This is a genomic window from Rhodococcus sp. ACT016 (assembly GCF_050477185.1).
Classification (GTDB): Bacteria; Actinomycetota; Actinomycetes; order Mycobacteriales; family Mycobacteriaceae; genus Prescottella.
The window spans coordinates 3,112,794-3,129,487 of sequence record NZ_JBEAET010000001.1; the positions used below are offsets into that span (position 1 = coordinate 3,112,794).

At 69.7% G+C, this 16,694-nt stretch carries 14 protein-coding genes; 6 read left to right on the forward strand and 8 right to left on the reverse strand.

What is annotated here, in order from left to right; all coding sequences use genetic code 11:
• Positions 1–20: 20 nt before the first annotated feature.
• The 3 genes from ACQ5DX_RS14300 to ACQ5DX_RS14310 all read left to right on the forward strand — a co-directional run bounded on the left by ACQ5DX_RS14300 (position 21) and on the right by ACQ5DX_RS14310 (position 2,243).
• Complete coding sequence (locus ACQ5DX_RS14300; protein WP_430335663.1) at positions 21–1,241, forward strand: cytochrome P450; 1,221 nt, start codon at positions 21–23, stop codon at positions 1,239–1,241.
• 2 nt (positions 1,242–1,243) lie between these two features.
• A complete protein-coding gene (locus ACQ5DX_RS14305) occupies positions 1,244–1,828 on the forward strand; it encodes a TetR/AcrR family transcriptional regulator (protein WP_430333244.1) in 585 nt (194 codons plus the stop codon).
• 79 nt (positions 1,829–1,907) lie between these two features.
• Positions 1,908–2,243: an FAS1-like dehydratase domain-containing protein gene (locus ACQ5DX_RS14310; protein WP_430333245.1), complete on the forward strand. Its 336-nt coding sequence runs from the start codon at positions 1,908–1,910 to the stop codon at positions 2,241–2,243.
• A 63-nt stretch (positions 2,244–2,306) separates the two neighbouring features.
• Here ACQ5DX_RS14310 and ACQ5DX_RS14315 read toward each other — a convergent pair whose 3' ends face one another.
• The 5 genes from ACQ5DX_RS14315 to ettA all read right to left on the reverse strand — a co-directional run bounded on the left by ACQ5DX_RS14315 (position 2,307) and on the right by ettA (position 10,565).
• A complete protein-coding gene (locus ACQ5DX_RS14315; protein ID WP_430333246.1) occupies positions 2,307–2,993 on the reverse strand; it encodes a hypothetical protein in 687 nt (228 codons plus the stop codon).
• Positions 2,986–3,417 (reverse strand): acyl-CoA thioesterase, encoded by a 432-nt coding sequence (locus ACQ5DX_RS14320; RefSeq protein WP_430335664.1) that lies wholly within the window; start codon positions 3,415–3,417, stop codon positions 2,986–2,988. Before ACQ5DX_RS14320 ends, ACQ5DX_RS14315 begins: the two co-directional genes overlap by 8 nt.
• Positions 3,418–3,461: 44 nt before the next feature.
• Positions 3,462–8,333, reverse strand: a complete 4,872-nt coding sequence (locus ACQ5DX_RS14325) for an NAD-glutamate dehydrogenase (RefSeq protein ID WP_430333247.1) — start codon at positions 8,331–8,333, stop codon at positions 3,462–3,464.
• Between the two features lie 107 nt (positions 8,334–8,440).
• A complete protein-coding gene (locus ACQ5DX_RS14330) occupies positions 8,441–8,872 on the reverse strand; it encodes an acyl-CoA thioesterase (protein ID WP_430333248.1) in 432 nt (143 codons plus the stop codon).
• Positions 8,873–8,885: 13 nt separating this feature from the next.
• Complete coding sequence (ettA, locus tag ACQ5DX_RS14335) at positions 8,886–10,565, reverse strand: energy-dependent translational throttle protein EttA (protein WP_430333249.1); 1,680 nt, start codon at positions 10,563–10,565, stop codon at positions 8,886–8,888.
• Between the two features lie 128 nt (positions 10,566–10,693).
• On the opposite strand from ettA, the gene ACQ5DX_RS14340 reads away from it, so the two are divergent.
• The 3 genes from ACQ5DX_RS14340 (at position 10,694) to ACQ5DX_RS14350 (ending at position 14,405) form a co-directional block, all read left to right on the forward strand.
• Entirely contained in the window at positions 10,694–11,245 is a 552-nt protein-coding gene (locus tag ACQ5DX_RS14340; protein ID WP_430333250.1) for a TetR/AcrR family transcriptional regulator, read from the forward strand.
• A 189-nt stretch (positions 11,246–11,434) separates the two neighbouring features.
• The gene (locus ACQ5DX_RS14345; RefSeq protein WP_430333251.1) at positions 11,435–13,030 is read left to right on the forward strand and encodes a GMC oxidoreductase; all 1,596 of its coding nucleotides are present in this window, start codon (positions 11,435–11,437) and stop codon (positions 13,028–13,030) included.
• Between the two features lie 49 nt (positions 13,031–13,079).
• The gene (locus ACQ5DX_RS14350) at positions 13,080–14,405 is read left to right on the forward strand and encodes a lipase family protein (RefSeq protein WP_430333252.1); all 1,326 of its coding nucleotides are present in this window, start codon (positions 13,080–13,082) and stop codon (positions 14,403–14,405) included.
• A 4-nt stretch (positions 14,406–14,409) separates the two neighbouring features.
• On the opposite strand, the gene ACQ5DX_RS14355 is transcribed toward ACQ5DX_RS14350, so the two are convergent.
• The 3 genes from ACQ5DX_RS14355 to ACQ5DX_RS14365 form a co-directional block, all read right to left on the reverse strand.
• Positions 14,410–15,543: an alpha/beta hydrolase family protein gene (locus ACQ5DX_RS14355; RefSeq protein ID WP_430333253.1), complete on the reverse strand. Its 1,134-nt coding sequence runs from the start codon at positions 15,541–15,543 to the stop codon at positions 14,410–14,412.
• An 88-nt stretch (positions 15,544–15,631) separates the two neighbouring features.
• A complete protein-coding gene (ssb, locus tag ACQ5DX_RS14360) occupies positions 15,632–16,117 on the reverse strand; it encodes a single-stranded DNA-binding protein (protein ID WP_430333254.1) in 486 nt (161 codons plus the stop codon).
• Positions 16,118–16,339: 222 nt separating this feature from the next.
• Positions 16,340–16,693, reverse strand: a complete 354-nt coding sequence (locus tag ACQ5DX_RS14365) for a hypothetical protein (RefSeq protein WP_430333255.1) — start codon at positions 16,691–16,693, stop codon at positions 16,340–16,342.
• Between the last annotated feature and the right edge of the window lies 1 nt (position 16,694).

Genomic DNA, 16,694 nt, shown 5'->3' on the forward strand with positions numbered 1-16,694 from the left:
GTTGAGGCATGACGACGACTATGTCCGGCAGTGTGGCCTACGTTCCCCGTTCCGGTGCATCGTGGCGGGATCCGTGGCCCATGTACGCAGCGCTGCGCGACCACGACCCCGTCCACAACGTCGTGCCCGAGGAGGCACCCGCGGACGACTACTGGGTGCTCACGCGGCACGCCGACGTGTACGCCGCGGCACGCGACGCGGAGACCTTCTCCTCCGCCGAGGGCCTCACGATGACCTACGGCGAACTCGACAAGATCGGCCTGCGCGACAATCCCCCGCTGGTCATGCTCGACCCGCCGGTGCACACGCAGTTCCGGCGGCTGGTCGCGCGCGGCTTCACCCCGCGCCAGGTGGAGGCCGTCGAACCCGAGGTGCGCAGCTTCGTCGTCGAGCGGCTCGAGCGGCTCCGCGCCGCCGGCGGCGGTGACATCGTCACCGAGCTGTTCAAGCCGCTGCCGAGCATGGTGGTCGCGCACTACCTGGGCGTCCCGCCCGAGGACCGCACCCAGTTCGACGGCTGGACCGACGCGATCGTCGCCGCCAGTTCCAGCGGCGACCCGCTCGAGGCCCAGACCGCGGTGGTCGAGCTCATGACCTACTTCGGCGGCCTGATCGAACGGCGCAAGGCCGAGGCGGCCGCCGGCAACGCGGGCGACGACACCATCTCGCACCTCGTGGCCGCCGGCATGGGCGCCGACGGCGACTTCGCCGGCCTGCTGTCGATCCTCGGTTTCGCGTTCACGATGGTCACCGGCGGTAACGACACCACCACCGGAATGCTCGGCGGCGCAGTGCAACTGCTCACCCAGCGCCGGGACCAGCGCCAGTTGCTGCTCGACGACCCGTCGCTGATTTCGGGCGCGGTCGAGGAAATGCTGCGCCTCACCTCGCCGGTCCAGGGTCTGGCGCGCACCACGACGCGCGACGTCACCATCGAGGACGTCACGATCCCGGCGGGCCGCAAGGTCCTGCTGGTGTACGGCTCGGCGAACCGCGACCCGCGCGTGTTCGGCGCCGATTCCGAAGAACTCGACGTGCTGCGCAACCCGCGACAGATCATGACGTTCAGCAACGGCAACCACCACTGCCTCGGCGCGGCCGCCGCCCGCATGCAGGCGCGGGTGGCCCTCGAGGAACTCCTGGCCCGGTGCCCCGACTTCGACGTCGACATCGACGGCGTCGAGTATGCGGCCGGCAACTACGTCCGCCGCCCCATGCACGTCCCGTTCCACGCCGGATGACCATGACCACCAACGCATCCGGTTCGTGGCTGAGCGACGAACGCGGCGAGGCGGCGGCCGAGAAGATCCTCGACGCCGCCGCCGCGCTGTTCGTCGACCGCGGCGTCGGGGCGACGGGCATGGCCGAGGTCGCGAAGGCGGCCGGGTGCTCGCGCGCGACGCTGTACCGCTACTTCGAGAACCGCCGCGCGCTGCATCGCGCGTTCGTGCATCGCGAGGCGCGCAGGCTCGGCGAGCACGTCAACCGCAGCGTGGCACCAATCGCCGACCCCCGGGAGAGGGTCACCGAGGCCGTCCTCATGGCGATCCACGAGGTTCGCACGACACCCACGCTGGCCGCGTGGTTCGGCCTCGGCGACGCGGGCCTGGCGTCGGAACTCGCGAGCACGTCGGAGGTGATCGAGGTGCTCGGCACCGCGTTCCTCGCCGACCTGTGGCATGTCGACGACAGCGAGATCGTCCGGCGTGCGCGGTGGCTGGTGCGCGCGATCGTCTCGTTGCTCACCGTCCCGGGCATCGACGCCGAGGACGAGCGCGCGATGGTCGAGCAGTTCCTGGCGCCGGCCGTGCTTCCCGCGGAGCTGTAACGGGTCGCGGTGCGTCTCCGGATACACGGAGTGCGGCGGACGTCGCGTTTCATGGGTACCGGATCACAGGGGAACGATCATGGGCAACCGGTCGGCTGACTTCGGATCGACGAAGAGGAACACCGACCTGCGCATCGTTCGCGACGTGCCGCCCACACCCGGACCGCTGGGGTGGTTCCGTCCCGGTCTCGTGCTCCGGAGCGACGACACCTACGTCGTCGGCCGGGAGAAGGTCCGCGAGTTCGCGCGCGTGATCCTGGCGACGGACCCGGCGCACCACGACGTCGAAGCCGCGCGCAGGGCCGGATACGCGAACATCGTCGCGCCGCCCACCTCGTGGTGTTCCTCGACACCGAGACCGACCTGCGTACCACCGAGGGCGATCCACGCTCGACCGTGCTGTCGACGATTCTGATCGCGGCGAACGAAGGATCGGCACGCACCGAACCCGAAGCGATCGGAGCGCGCTGACCCGCGCTTACGCCGTGTACAGCGGGAGTGCGCCCGCCCGGCGGGCGTAGACCGATCCGAACCGCGCGTCGAGCCGCAGCCACGTCGGCGTGGCGCGCACCCGCACGATCTCGTTCTCGTCGATGGCGTCGAGGTCCGTGTCCGCGCTGGCGGGACGACCGTCGGCGAGTGGGACGAAACCCATCCCGGTGAGGGCGAACACCGTGCGCATCGAAACCGTCACCTCGGTCCCACCGCCCTCCACCTCGAGCACCTTCTGCTCGAGCAGCGACGTCGGCGGGCCCTGCGCGCTGCCGTGCTCCTTCGCCAGCGCGGCGCCGCGCTGGGCCAATCCGAGCAGCACCCGGGCGGGCACGTCGTCGACGTGCACGAATCCGGACTCGGGCGGCAGCGCGCCGCGCCACGCGGAGTCCATCGCGAACCCGGGGTCGATCTCCGGGCCGCCGGCGCGATCGGCCAGCGCACGCGCCAGCACGTCACCGGCCGCCGTCGTGTCCCGCGGGCGCACGTCGCCGACGACCACCCGCATCGCGAGTGCATCGAATCCCGTTGGCGCCCATACCGACACCCGCCCATCGCCGCGACGCCGGAGGCGGATCACCGCCGACTCGTCCAGTCGGACCGCGCACCCCACGAACGTCGCGAGATCGGCCCGGTCCGCGGGGGCGGGCACTGTCAGAACCCGTTCAAGCACGCTTCCACAGCTCCAGGTAGCCGCGCTCGGGTGCGGTCAGCCGGCGCAGCCGCTGGGTGCCGATGTCGAACGCGGCGATCTGCGTCGACGCCACGATCGCCGGCGCCGTGGTGGGGGCCGCTCCCCCGGGACGCACCTCGTACGCGATCGTGAAGTCCACTGCGCGGATCTGCTCGACCCACATCAGGACGTCGAGCGGGCTGTCGCCGTGGCGCAACTGCCCGCGGTAGCGCACGCGCAGGTCGGCGATCACCGCGCCGTCACGCAGCGTCACCGTCGGCGCACCGTCCTCGAACAGCCACGGGATCCGAGCCTCTTCGAGCAGCGTCACCATCCGGGCATGGTTGATGTGCTGGAACGCGTCCATGTCGGACCAGCGGACCACCACCTTCGTGTGGAACCCCACCGGCTGCCCGTCCCGCATCCCGTCGAGGGCAGCCCCGTTCCGCACGGCTTCCTGAGACCCGCTCACCTTCCGACCTCCGATCTGGTGCCCACACCCCGCACCATGCTGCGTACCTGACGCGCCGCCACGGACAGCGTCGCGAGGTCCAGCGTTCCAGACTCGAAGATCTCGGCGAGCGCGGACCTCGCCCTGCCGAGTCGCGAGGCGTTCGTCGACTCCCAGTAGTCGATCTTCTCCTGCGGCGATTCCGTCGGCTCCCCGCCGGCCAGGACCTCGAGGGTGAGCGAGCGCAGCGACCCGTACAGGTCGTCCCGCAGCGCCAGCCGGGCCAGCGAGTGCCACCGGTCGCCGCGCTCGAGGTCGGAGACCGCAGTGAGCAGCCAATCGACGCCCAGGTGCGCGTCGAGCGCGAAGTACAGCTCGGCCACCTCCTCGCCGTCCCGCTCGCAGATGTCGGCGATGTCGATGATGTCGAGCAGGCAGAACAGGTCCAGCAGCCGGTACACCTCGAGCGCGAGTTCCTTCGGGGCGCCGTCCGCGATGGCCGACCGCGACCGCTTCGCCAGGTCGGTCACGTGATGGCCGCGCAGCCAGCCGGGGACCTTGGGGGCGAGCTTGCGGAACTCCGACGAGTACCGGCTGATCTCGGCGCCCACCGCGATCGGCTGCGGCCGGTTGGACAGGAACCAACGCGAGGCCCGGTCGAGGACCCGGCGCGACTGGAGCATCAGCACATCCGAGACCTCCGACGGCATGTCGGCGCTGCGGACTCGCTCCCACACGTCGTGCAGTTCGAAGATCGCGGTGACAGCGGCGTACGCCCGGATCGAATCGGTGCTCGTCGCCCCCGCGGCCTCGGTCAGCCGGTAGGCGTAGGTGATGCCGCCGTTGTCGATGGCCTCGTTGGCCAGCATCGTCGCGACGATCTCGCGGCGCAGCGGGTGCGTCCGGATCGACGACCGGAACCGGGCGCGCAGTTGCGCCGGGAAGTAGCCGGGCAGCCGGGCCGCGAAGAACTCGCTGTCGGGCAGTTCGGTCGCCAGCAGGTCCTGCTCGAAGGCGAGCTTGACGTGCGCCATGACGGTCGCGAGCTCCGGGGAGGTCAGACCGCCACCCGCCTGTGCGCGTTTGTTGAACTCGGCCTCGGTCGGCAGCGCCTCGAGCTTGCGGTCGAGGCCGTGCTGCGAGATGAGGGTCGCGATCAGCCGACGGTGCACCCCGAGCATCTGGGGCGCGCTGGCCCGCGACATGCCCAGCTGGTCGTTCTGGGAGATGTTGTCCGCCAACACCAGTCGCGCAACCTCGTCGGTCATCGAGGCGAGCAGCGGATCGCGCTCGGCCTGCGCCAACTCCCCGCTGCTCACGAGGGTGTCGAGCAGGATCTTGATGTTCACCTCGTGGTCCGAGCAGTCCACCCCGGCCGAGTTGTCGATCGCGTCGGTGTTGATCTTGCCGCCGTGCAGCGCGTACTCGATCCGCCCCAGTTGCGTGACGCCGAGGTTGCCACCCTCGCCGATGACCCGCGCCCGGACGTCGGCGCCGTGCACCCGCACCGCGTCGTTGCTCTTGTCCCCCACCGCGGCATCGGACTCGGACGCCGCCTTGACGTACGTGCCGATGCCGCCGTTCCACAGCAGGTCGACCGGCGCGGCGAGGATCGCCTTGACGAGGTCCGGCGGCGCCATCTCGGTCACGTCGCCCGGCAGTCCCAGCGCCGCGCGCACCTGAGGGCTGATCGGCACCGACTTCGCCGTCCGCGCGTAGACGCCGCCGCCCTCGCTGATCAGCGCCGCGTCGTAGTCGGCCCACGACGACCGGGGCAGCGCGAACATCCGGCGCCTCTCCTCGAACGACCGCGCCGCATCCGGGTCCGGGTCCAGGAAGACGTGCCGGTGGTCGAACGCCGCGACCAGTTGGATGTGCGCGCTGAGCAGCATCCCGTTGCCGAAGACGTCGCCGCTCATGTCTCCGATCCCGACGACCGTGAAATCGTCTGCTGCAACGTCGATCTCGAGCTCGCGGAAGTGGCGCTTCACGCTCTCCCACGCGCCGCGGGCGGTGATCCCCATCTCCTTGTGGTCGTATCCCGCGGACCCGCCGGACGCGAAAGCGTCGCCCAGCCAGAATCCGTATCCGGCGGCGACCCCGTTGGCGATGTCCGAGAACGTGGCGGTGCCCTTGTCGGCGGCCACGACGAGGTAGGTGTCGTCGCCGTCGCGGCGCACCACACGTTCGGGCGGCACCACCGCGCCGGAGACCCGGTCGACGTTGTCCGTCACGTCGAGCAGACCGGAGATGAAGGTGCGGTAACACGCGACGCCCTGATCGCGCACGGCCTGCCGATCGAACACCGGGTCGCCGGTCGGCGGCACCGGGGCCTTGACCACGAAGCCGCCCTTCGCGCCGACCGGGACGATCACCGCGTTCTTGACGGCCTGAGCCTTGGCGAGGCCGAGGATCTCGGTGCGGAAGTCGTCGCGACGATCCGACCACCGCAGCCCACCACGGGCGACCTTGCCGAACCGCAGGTGCACGCCCTCGACGTCGGGCGAGTACACGAACACCTCGAACTGCGGCCGCGGCTTGGGCAGCTCGGAGATCCGGCGGGGCTCGAACTTCAGCGACAGGAAGTTCCGCGGACCGCCGTCGCTGCCGAGCACGAAGTGGTTGGTGCGCAGCGTCGCCTGCACCAGGCCGAACAGGGCCCGCAGGATGCGGTCGACGTCGAGGCTGACCACCTCGCCGATCGCGGCCCGCAGCGCCCGTTCCAGCGCGCGCGACCGCTTGCGTCCGTCGTCCGAGGCCGTATCGGGGTCGAACATCGCCTCGAACAACTCGACCAGCAGACGTGCGATCTCCGGGTGGCCGAGCACCACGGTCTCGATGTGGACCTGGCTGTAGGCGAATCCGGCCTGGCGCAGGTACTTCACGTACGCCCGCAGCACCGACACCTCCCGCCAGTCCAAGCCCGCGCGGAGCACGAGTTCGTTGAAGCGGTCGGCCTCGGACCGCCCGTGCCAGATGGCGGTGAACGCCTCCGTGAACCGATCGCGCAACTGCTCGTCGGGCCCGCCCTCACCCACGTCCGCGGCGGCGTCACGCAGCAGCTCCGCGGGGACGGCGATCCCGAACTCGTACAGCCAGCACTGCAGTCCGTCCGGGCGCCGGACCGAATACGGCCGCTCGTCGAGCACCTCGACACCCAGACTGTGCAGCACCGGGAGGACGTGGGACAGCGAAATGCCCTTGCCCGCGAAGTAGAGCGCGAACTGCCACTTCCACGGCGGATCGGGCGGATCATGGTGGATCCGCAGGTCGATCGAATCGGCATCCAGGCCGGCAAACCGGCTGATGTCGACGAGCGCCTCGGCAGCGTCGAAGTCCTCCTTGTAGCCGTCGGGAAGCTCGGCGGCGTACTTCGCGACAACCGGGTCCACGTTGGCGTCGGCCGCCACCGCATCCTCGAAATGGTCGTCCCAGCTGCGGCTCGCCTCGGTCAGCAACCCCTGGATGCGGAGCCGGTTCGCTTCCGACGTGTCCACGCGGCCGTCACGCGCTCCGGGCGGCTTCCGGATCGTCACGTGCAGCATCGCGAGGTCCCCCTCGGTGACCCGGGCCGTGTACTCGAGCGACCCGCCGCCGAGCTCGTCGAGCAGGATCTGCTGCATCGCCAACCGCACCCGAGTCGTGTACCGGTCCCGTGGCAGGTACACCAGGCACGACACGAATCGTTCGAAGCTGTCCTCGCGCATGAACAATCGCACCTGTCGGCGCAATCCGATGTTGAGCACCGCGGTCATCGTCTCGAGGAGCGCGTCGGTGCCGATCGAGAACAACTCGGTGCGCGGGAAGGACTGCATCACCTCGAGCATCGCCTGGCCCGAGAACGAGTCGATGCCGAAACCGGCGCGCTCGATCGCGGTCCGCACCCGCCGCGCGAGCACCGGGATCTCGAGGACGTTCTCGTGCAGCGCCGTCACCGTGAACACGCCGAGGAACCGGTGCTCGCCGACGATCGCACCGTCGTCGGCGAGGATGCTCACGCCCACGAAATACGGATATACCGACCTGTGCACGGTCGCGGGAGCCGACCCCTGCGTCAGCACCAACAGCGGACGATCCGGAATATCCACTGCCAGTGGAATTCTGATGTGTTCGTCGGCGTGCGCATCCGACCGCAGCACACCCCGTCCGCTGTCCGGCACCCGCCGGGTGCGGTGATCGTCCCCGCATTCGTAACGGCGGTAGCCGAGCACCGTGTAGTGGCCGTCGGCGAGCCAGCGCAACAGATCCGCGCTGTCGCGTAACTCGTCGGCCGACCGTCCGGGCGGCGGATTGTCCGCTCGCACATCGAGTTCGGCGGCGAGAGTGCGCTGCAGCGCACGCATGGCATCGGTGTCCGCCACAACCCGCCCGACATCGGACAGCACATCGGCGATGGACGATTCGAGCGAATCGAGAACCGCGTCCTCGGTTGCGGGATGCAACTGCACATGCATCCACGACTCCGCGAGCGCGCCGTCGGGGAGGTCACGGATCGGGACGTCGGACAGGACCCGTTCCAGTGTGCCGTCGGGGCTCCTCCGCACGGCCAGGACCGGGTGGACCACCTCGCTGATGGAGGCCTCGAGTCGGCCCAGCAGCGCGGTCACGGATTCGACGAGCAGCGGCATGTCGTCGGTGACGATCTGCAGGGCGGCGCCGACGCCGGTGCCGTCGGCCGGACGGTGGACGCGCGTGACCGCGCTGCCCGGTGTGCGACGGTGAGCGAGCAGCAGGTGCTCACGCATGATCGCGTGGGCATGACGGTCCAGGACGCTGTCGGGTTCACCGGCGGAGGTGTGCCGGAAGTAGACCGCCGCCACGTCCGGCAGGCAGGCCCGCAAGTCGGCGGGCAGATCGAGAGACCGGTCGGGATCCACAGAATCCGTCATCGCGCCGCTCCGTCCCTGTTCGAGGTCACCGCGGTTGGCTCACTGGCGAGCCTAACCGCGGTGACGTCGAGTCGCGCGGAACTCCGATGCGTCCGGGTACCCCGGGACTACGCGGGAGCCGTTGCCGACAGGTAGCGCGTCAGAACGTCGCGCTCGGCCGTGGTGAGCGCGCGGGAGCTCTCGGCGCGGACGTCGAAGCCGACCATCACCGCGTCGCCGGTAGCGCAGACGTTGCCGGCGACGTCCTTGACCACGTGCCGCAGTGTGAACGACGACGTGCCCACGCGGACCACGGAGACGTCCACCCGCACCGGGCCGGACGCGTCCGTGATGGGGCGGAGGAACTCGGCGTCCATCTTGCGGACGACCACCGCCCGGGGTGCGGCGCCGACCGACGCCGCACCCTCGATCAGGAAGAGCGAACGCGCCTCCTGCATGTACTCCACGACACGGGCGTTGTTGACGTGACCGAGACGGTCGGAGTCGCCCCAACGGACCTGGATGTCGCAGCTGTAGACCTGGGACGAATCCTTGGACACAGTCAGCCGCGGGTCAGTCGCGGGTGAGCTTGCGGTGCGTGACCCGATGCGGACGTGCCGCGTCAGCGCCGAGTCGCGCGACCTTGTTCTCCTCGTATGCCTCGAAGTTGCCCTCGAACCAGTACCAGGCGGCCTCGTTGTCGCCGAAGGCGCCTTCCCAGGCCAGGATGTGCGTGCAGGTCCGGTCCAGGAACCAGCGGTCGTGGGAGATCACGACGGCGCAGCCGGGGAATTCCTGCAGCGCGTTCTCGAGCGAGCTCAGGGTCTCGACGTCGAGGTCGTTGGTCGGCTCGTCGAGGAGGATCAGGTTGCCGCCCTCCTTGAGGGTCAGCGCCAGGTTGAGGCGGTTGCGCTCACCACCGGAGAGCACACCCGACGGCTTCTGCTGGTCCGGGCCCTTGAAGCCGAACGCGCTGACGTACGCGCGGGACGGCATCTCGTTCTGGCCGACCTCGATGTAGTCGAGTCCGTCGGAGACGACCTCCCACACCGTCTTGGTCGGGTCGATGTTGGCGCGGTTCTGGTCGACATAGCTGAGCTTGACCGTCTCGCCCACCTTGACGGTGCCCGAATCCGGCTCCTCGAGCCCGACGATGGTCTTGAACAGCGTGGTCTTACCGACACCGTTGGGGCCGATCACGCCGACGATGCCGTTGCGCGGCAGCGTGAACGAGAGGTCCTTGATGAGCATGCGGCCGTCGAAGCCCTTGTCGAGGTGCTCGACCTCGACGACGACGTTGCCGAGGCGCGGCGGCGTCGGGATCTGGATCTCCTCGAAGTCCAGCTTGCGGTGCTTCTCGGCCTCCGCGACCATCTCGTCGTAGCGGTCGAGGCGCGCCTTGTTCTTGGACTGGCGGGCCTTGGCACCCGAGCGGACCCAGGCAAGCTCCTCCTTGAGGCGCTTCTGCAGCTTCTGGTCCTTCTTGCCCTGCACCTCGAGGCGGGCGGCCTTCTGCTCCAGGTAGGTGGAGTAGTTGCCCTCGTACGGGTACAGACGCCCGCGGTCGACCTCACAGATCCACTGCGCGACGTGATCGAGGAAGTAGCGGTCGTGGGTGACTGCCAGGATGGCGCCGGGGTAGGCGGCCAGGTGCTGCTCGAGCCACAGGACCGACTCGGCGTCGAGGTGGTTGGTGGGCTCGTCGAGCAGCAGCAGGTCCGGCTTGCTCAGCAGCAGCTTGCACAGCGCGACGCGGCGCTTCTCACCACCGGAGAGATGCGTGACCATCTCCTCCGGCGGCGGGCAGCGCAGCGCGTCCATCGCCTGCTCGAGCTGCGAGTCGATCTCCCACGCGTTGGCGTGGTCGAGCTTCTCCTGAAGGGTGCCCATCTCCTCCATCAGCTCGTCGGAGTAATCGGTGGCCATGAGCTCGGCGATCTCGTTGTAGCGCTTGAGCTGCACCATGGTGTCGCCGAGACCCTCCTCGACGTTCTCGCGAACCGTCTTGGTCTCGTCCAGGTGCGGCTCCTGCATCAGGATGCCGACCGATGCGCCGGGAGCCAGGAATGCCTCGCCGTTGCCCGGCTGATCCAGACCGGCCATGATCTTCAGGATGCTCGACTTACCGGCGCCGTTCGGGCCCACCACACCGATCTTGGCGCCCGGGTAGAAGCTCATGGTGACGTCGTCGAGGATGACCTTGTCACCATGCGCCTTGCGCACCTTTTTCATCGTGTAAATGAACTCAGCCACCCAAAGGCTCCAATCTGGACTGGAAAAGTGCAGCTCACCGGCTGCGAGAACGTACGACTCGCCAGCCAGCCTACCGCGCCCGTCCGTCGGCTCCCGCGCGTGCGCGACCGGTGCCCGATAATGACCCGGTGCGCTCGCGGAAGAAGATCTTGGACGCCACGCTCGGACTGATCGGCAGCGCCGGCTTCGAGAGCGTCAACATCGCCGCGGTCGCCGCCGCCGCCGGGGTCACCCGGCAGACCGTGTACTCCATCTTCGGCACCCGCGAGGACCTCGTCTCGCAGGCGATCGCCGGCCTCCTCGTCGACGTGCTCGGCGACATCCGCGCCCGGCTCGAGGCGGCCGACTCCCCCGTCGCGTACGTCGTGGAACTCGTCGTCGCCGGCCGGGCCGCGATTCGCGACGTCCCCGCGCTGGGCGCGCTGCTCCGCGCCGAACGCGGCAATCCGCTGTTCGACCCCGGCATGATCGCACGCGCCAAACCGATTGCGCACGAATTGCTCTCACCGATCGCCGAACGCGAGCCGGAGTTGCAGCCGCGCCTGGACGACATCGTCGAGATCGCGTTGCGCCTGGGCCTGTCGGTGGTGATCTTCGACGACGACGCCGTCCACACCGACGACGATCTGCGGCGTTTCCTCACCCGCTGGCTGCAACCGGCCATGACGCTCGAATCGTAGGAACCCGACCCGGGCCCACTTCCCCGACACCTTCTTGACACATGTAGCGACAGGTGTCTAGTTTTAGCTCGCTCCTGGGGTGCTGCGCAGCTCCCCGCCCGCCCGACCCGCCCCATGTTTCCGGTGTGGCCGGGCCGATCTGTCGCTCTTCTCGTCGAACGTGTCCTGTCCGAGATGTGGGGGAATGCTGTGTCCGAGTTGAAACGCCGGTCCTTTCTCGTCGGTGCCGCCGCTGCGGGCGTCGCGCTCGCCACCGCCGGGAACGCGCGGGCTGCCGTCGGGATCGCGGCCCGGGTCGACCGGGTTCCGGTGACCCGAGAGGAACACCGGGTGGTCGTGATCGGGTCCGGCTTCGGTGGCGGCGTGACCGCCCTGCGCCTGGCCGAGGCGGGCGTGCCGGTCCTCGTGCTCGAACGCGGAATCCGCTGGCCGACAGGGCCGAACGCGCAGACCTTCCCGAGCCCGACGGCCCCCGACAAGCGCGCTCTCTGGTATCGGTCCGCGCCGCAACTGTTCGGCCGGCCGGTCGTCGTCGAACCCTTCACCGGGCTGGTCGAGGCCGTTCCCGGCGACAACATGACGGCACTGTGCGCGGCGGGTGTGGGCGGCGGATCGCTCATCTACCAGGGAATGTCGTTGCAGCCGTCGGAGGCGGTGTTCAGCACCCACTTCCCCGCGGAGATCGACTGGGCGGAGATGGACCGGGTGCACTACCCGCGGGTCGCCCGGATGCTGGGCCTGGCCGTCGCGCCCGACGAACTGGTCGACAGCCCCACCTATCTGGCGCCACGCCTGTTCGCGGAGCATGTGGAACGCGCCGGGTTGCCGCTGTCGAAGATCCCGATGCCGATCGACTGGAACTACGCGCTCGACGAACTGCGCGGCCTGATGCGGCCGTCGTACACCAACGGCGACGGCGCCCTCGGCGTCAACAACGGCGGCAAGCACTCGGTCGACGTCACCTACATCGCTGACGCCGAGGCCACCGGCCACGTTACGGTGCAGACCCTACACGAGGTCACCGACGTCGAGCGGGCACCCGACGGCCGTTGGACGGTGTACGTGAATCGGATCGACACCGCCGGACGGGTGCTCGAGAACAAGATCCTCACCACGAACGCGCTGGTGATGGCAGCCGGCAGCCTGAACACCACCAAGCTGCTGGTGCGCGCGGCCGCGCAGGGCCGGATCCCCGACCTGCCCGACGGGCTCGGCGGCGGGTGGGGCACCAACGCCGACCGGATCTACGTCTGGACCAGTCCGGACAGCGACTTCGGCGCCACCCAGGGCGGCCCCGTCGTGTACGGCAGCCTGAACTGGGCCGACCCGTCCACCGCGCACACCGTCATCCAGGCGTCGATCCCGTCCCTCTCCGTCGACGTGCACAGCACCATGCTCGTCGGCTACGGCGTCAGCGAGGGACGCGGCAGCTTCGTATACGACCCGGCCGTGGGCGACGCCGTGCTGCGCTGGCCGCGGGAGGGCGACTGGGCCATCCAGAACGGCCACATCGGGCCGACGGTGCGGGCGATCGCCGGGCCGACGAGCATCCTCACCGACACCAACGCGATCGTCCCGTCGACCTGGCACCCGCTGGGCGGAGCGTGCATGGGCCCGGTGTGCGACGTCGACGGCCGCGTCCACGGCCAGCGCGGCCTGTACGTGCTCGACGGTGCGCTCATGCCCGGGAATACCGCCGCGTGCAACCCGTCGATGACCATCGCCGCGGTCGCCGAACGTGCACTCGGCCGCATCGTCGCGCAGGACGTGGGCACCGTCATCTGACGACTGCACTTCCGTCGCCGCTCGCCCACCCGACCCGAAAGAGCTGTCCATGAGCAACTCTCGCGCAGCCCGTCACCGCACCGGCCCGATCCGGGCGACCGTCGCCGCTCTCGCGTGTTGCGTCGCCGGCGCACTGGTCCTCGCGGCCGGCCCCGCGTCTGCCGCCCCGCAACCCGACTTCTACACCCCGCCGGCGCAACTACCGGCCGCCGCCGGCGCGGTCGTCCGCACGGAGCCGATGCCGCTGTTCGCCACGGTCCCGGCAGCCGACGGCAACTGGCCCACACAGGCGCGGTTGGTGATGTACACCTCCCGCCTGCAGGACGGCACACCGACCGCGGTGACCGGCACCTTCATCGACTCGGCACATCCGTGGCAGGGCAAGGGGCCACGCCCGACCGTGGTGATCGCCCCCGGAACGTCCGGGCAGGGCGACCAGTGCGCGATGTCGCGGGCGTTCTCGACAGGGATGGTCGCCGACACCGATCCGTTGTTCCTGTCGGCGAACCAGGAGGCGCCGTCGGCGGCGGTGTGGTCAGCGCTGGGCGCGCGGGTCTTCGTGACCGACTACATCGGACTCGGCACGCCGGGCATCCACACCTACGCCAACCGGGTGGAGCAGGCCCACGCCGTGCTGGACGCCGCCCGGGCCGCGATCGCACTCGGCGACGGCGGCCCCGCGACACCGCTTGCGCTGTGGGGGTATTCGCAGGGCGGCGGCGCCACCGCGGCCGCCGCGGAGTTGGCGCCGTCGTACGCCGCCGAGCTGAACATCAAGGGCACCTGGGCGGGTGGACCGACGGCGGACCTCGAGCAGGTCCTGGCCCAGATCGACGGCAACCTCATCGGCGGTGCCATCGGATTCGCGATCAACGGCTTCGTCGCGCGGCACCCCGAACTGGAGCAAACCCTCCACGAGCGACTCACCCCGGAGGGCGCGGCGGTACTCGACACGCTCGGCACCGAGTGCATCGTGAACGTCATTGCCCAGCAACCCTTCCTGCGGACCGCCACCTACACCGCCGATCACCGGTCGCTGCTCGACAACCTGCGCGACGTGCCCGAGGCGATGGCAATTCTGCGCGCCCAACGCATCGGCACACTTGCCCCCTCGAGACCCGTCCTGGTCACCAGCGGCCGCAACGACGACACCGTCCCCTACGGTCAGGCCCGGCAACTGGCCGTCGACTGGTGCGACCGCGGCGCGAACGTCACGTTCCGCACCAACGAGCTGCCACCGGTCGCGCCGGGCACCACGTTCGTCAACCACTTCGGCCCGGAACTGATCGACGGCTTCGGCACCGACAGCGCTGTGCGCTACCTGCTCGATCGGTTCGACGACGTCCCGCTTGCGCCGGGATGCAGCCTGACGTGACCGGTCACAGGCGGGCCGCGACGAAAGGCGTCGAGTCCGGCAGCGACGCGGCCATCGTCCCGTCGTGGTTGGTCGGGTACGTCATGTAGGTCGCATCGACGCCGGCGAGACGCATGTCGGCGATGAGCTTGAACGACAGCGGCGCCGGCACCACGGTGTCGAGCAGGCCCTGTGCGATGAACAGGGACCGGTCGTAGCCGGCGGTCGGCACCGCGAGGTAGTCGACGAGCGCTCCGTGGAGCGCGGGATCGCCGAGCGGGCGACTCAGCATCGCCCCCACCGAGACCCCCTGGACCGCCTCGGCCTGCTGCTCGTAACACAGCGTCTCCGCCGAGTCGACGGCCTGCCGTCCGATCGGGGTGAGGTAGCTGTTCACATCGACGTCGGGCATCGTCGCGCGCATCCCGGCGAGGATGTAGGTCGTGAACACCGTCAGACCGTCGAGCCCGAGGTCGGGAATCCACGGCCCACCGAACGGGAAGACGTTCTCGAGGTTGGACGGCGCACCGGTGGTGACCGCGCCCCGGAAGTCGAGTTCCGGCGCGTAGCGCGTGGCCTCGTGCGCGGTGAACAGCGCGGCGTGCCCGCCCTGCGACTGTCCGATCGTCATCCACCGCGACGACAGCTCCGGCGCCACCTCCCGACCGGCGCGCACCATGTCGATCACCGCGGTCGCCTCCGACGCCCCCTGCAGGTACGGGTGCACGCCGGGGGTACCGAGGCCGATGTAGTCCGACGCGACGATGGCGTACCCCTGCGACAGCCAGTGCCCTAGGTAGTTCGCGTCGCGCGTCGACCGCGGATTGCGGGACGGCGCGCACGCGTCGCCCAGTCCTACGGTGCCGTGCGCCCACGACACCACCGGCCACCCGCCCTCGGGCGGCGTGCCCTGCGGCACGAACACGACACCGGAACTCGACGCGGGACGCCCGACGGCGTCCCGCGTCTCGTAAGTGAGGCGGTACTCGCGCGCGGTCCCCGGCAGTCCGAGTTCGGGTGGCAGCGCCTCGACCGAGAGCACGTGGCCGGGCTGCTGCTCGGCGGGCACTCCGCCCGCCGAGGCGGTGACCGGCGTCAGCGCCGCCACCGTGAGTACCGACACCAACGCCATTCCCCGTCGCACGCTCTCGACGCCCATCGGTCCTCCTCGCGGTCACCGCACGTCGCGCTCCTGCGATCACCTTCGCAGACCACGACACCCCCGCACACGCGAACAGTGAGATCCGCTATCCGGCCAGCGCCGGCACCCGGAGCCCGGCCTCGACCGAGTCGATGTCGGTCTCTGACGGACCCGACGGCCGCCCCGGATCGTCGTCCGCGGCCGTCTCGTCCGACGGCGCGACCCGCAGCCGGCCCGAGCGGTCCAGCTTCGCCGAGCAGCGCGCGAGATCGGGACCGACCGCGCTGGCGCGCATCTCGAGGTCGGAGCGCGGGTCACCGTCGCGGGTGCGGTACTCGTTGGTGCGCAGCTCGCCGTACGCGATGATCGGGTCCCCCTTCATCAGGGACGCGCCCACGCCCTGCACCAGCCGACGCCAGCAGCTCACGGTCAGGTACAGCGTGCCGCCGTCGACCCACTCCCCGCTCTCGCGGTCGCGGCGGCGGGTGTTGCTCGCCATCCGGAAGCTCATCACCTCCTCACCGGACCCGGTCTCTCGCTTGACCGGATCGGTGATGACCGTGCCGACCACCGCGGTGTGTGTCTCGTACATCGACTTCCCCTTCGTCCCGAAACCGTCGCCCGCCGAAACGGCGAACGCACCGCCGGATGAGGCGGTGCGTTCGACGATGCCGTGGATTCGATGCGGCGCGTGGGGTCCGAGCACGATTGTGGATGAACGAAAGTCGCATCCACAGCCCGCGCCCGCCGGGACGGTCGGAGGCGGATTCCGTCGGCGGTGGGTGCTAGATGTGCCCGGCCATGCGGCTCTCACTCACGGTGACCACGGGGCCCACGAAAGAGCCTCACGCCAACCGGGCCGCCCGAACGCCCACGCCTGAAGCACCTCCGCCACAAGGTCTACCGCGAAGGCCTCGTGTTTCCGCGGGATCAATGCCTGGAAGTGTCGGTCCGCTGCTCCCTCGCGGTACTCCACCTCACAGCTCAGATCGTCGTTGAGATACACCTGCATGTAGTGCTGACCGGCGGGTTCGATATCGAGCCGCCTCACGACAACGAATCGGCACGTGGGACTCAGATCGGCCAGAAGGTCGTGCAGCTGTTCCGCGGACGGGTCGTCCCAGGTTGTCCCGTCCTCATCGACCGCCCGAAGCACTGGTGCTGCCATG

Excerpts from the sequence above, each read along its gene's own strand:
- ACQ5DX_RS14300 (WP_430335663.1), top strand. The coding sequence starts at position 21 with ATGTCCGGCAGTGTGGCCTACGTTCCCCGTTCCGGTGCATCGTGGCGG.
- ACQ5DX_RS14305 (WP_430333244.1), top strand. The coding sequence starts at position 1,244 with ATGACCACCAACGCATCCGGTTCGTGGCTGAGCGACGAACGCGGCGAG.
- ACQ5DX_RS14310 (WP_430333245.1), top strand. The coding sequence starts at position 1,908 with ATGGGCAACCGGTCGGCTGACTTCGGATCGACGAAGAGGAACACCGAC.
- ACQ5DX_RS14320 (WP_430335664.1), bottom strand. The coding sequence starts at position 3,417 with ATGCGGGACGGGCAGCCGGTGGGGTTCCACACGAAGGTGGTGGTCCGC.
- ACQ5DX_RS14325 (WP_430333247.1), bottom strand. The coding sequence starts at position 8,333 with ATGACGGATTCTGTGGATCCCGACCGGTCTCTCGATCTGCCCGCCGAC.
- ACQ5DX_RS14350 (WP_430333252.1), top strand. The coding sequence starts at position 13,080 with ATGAGCAACTCTCGCGCAGCCCGTCACCGCACCGGCCCGATCCGGGCG.
- ACQ5DX_RS14355 (WP_430333253.1), bottom strand. The coding sequence starts at position 15,543 with ATGGGCGTCGAGAGCGTGCGACGGGGAATGGCGTTGGTGTCGGTACTC.
- ssb (WP_430333254.1), bottom strand. The coding sequence starts at position 16,117 with ATGTACGAGACACACACCGCGGTGGTCGGCACGGTCATCACCGATCCG.
- ACQ5DX_RS14365 (WP_430333255.1), bottom strand. The coding sequence starts at position 16,693 with ATGGCAGCACCAGTGCTTCGGGCGGTCGATGAGGACGGGACAACCTGG.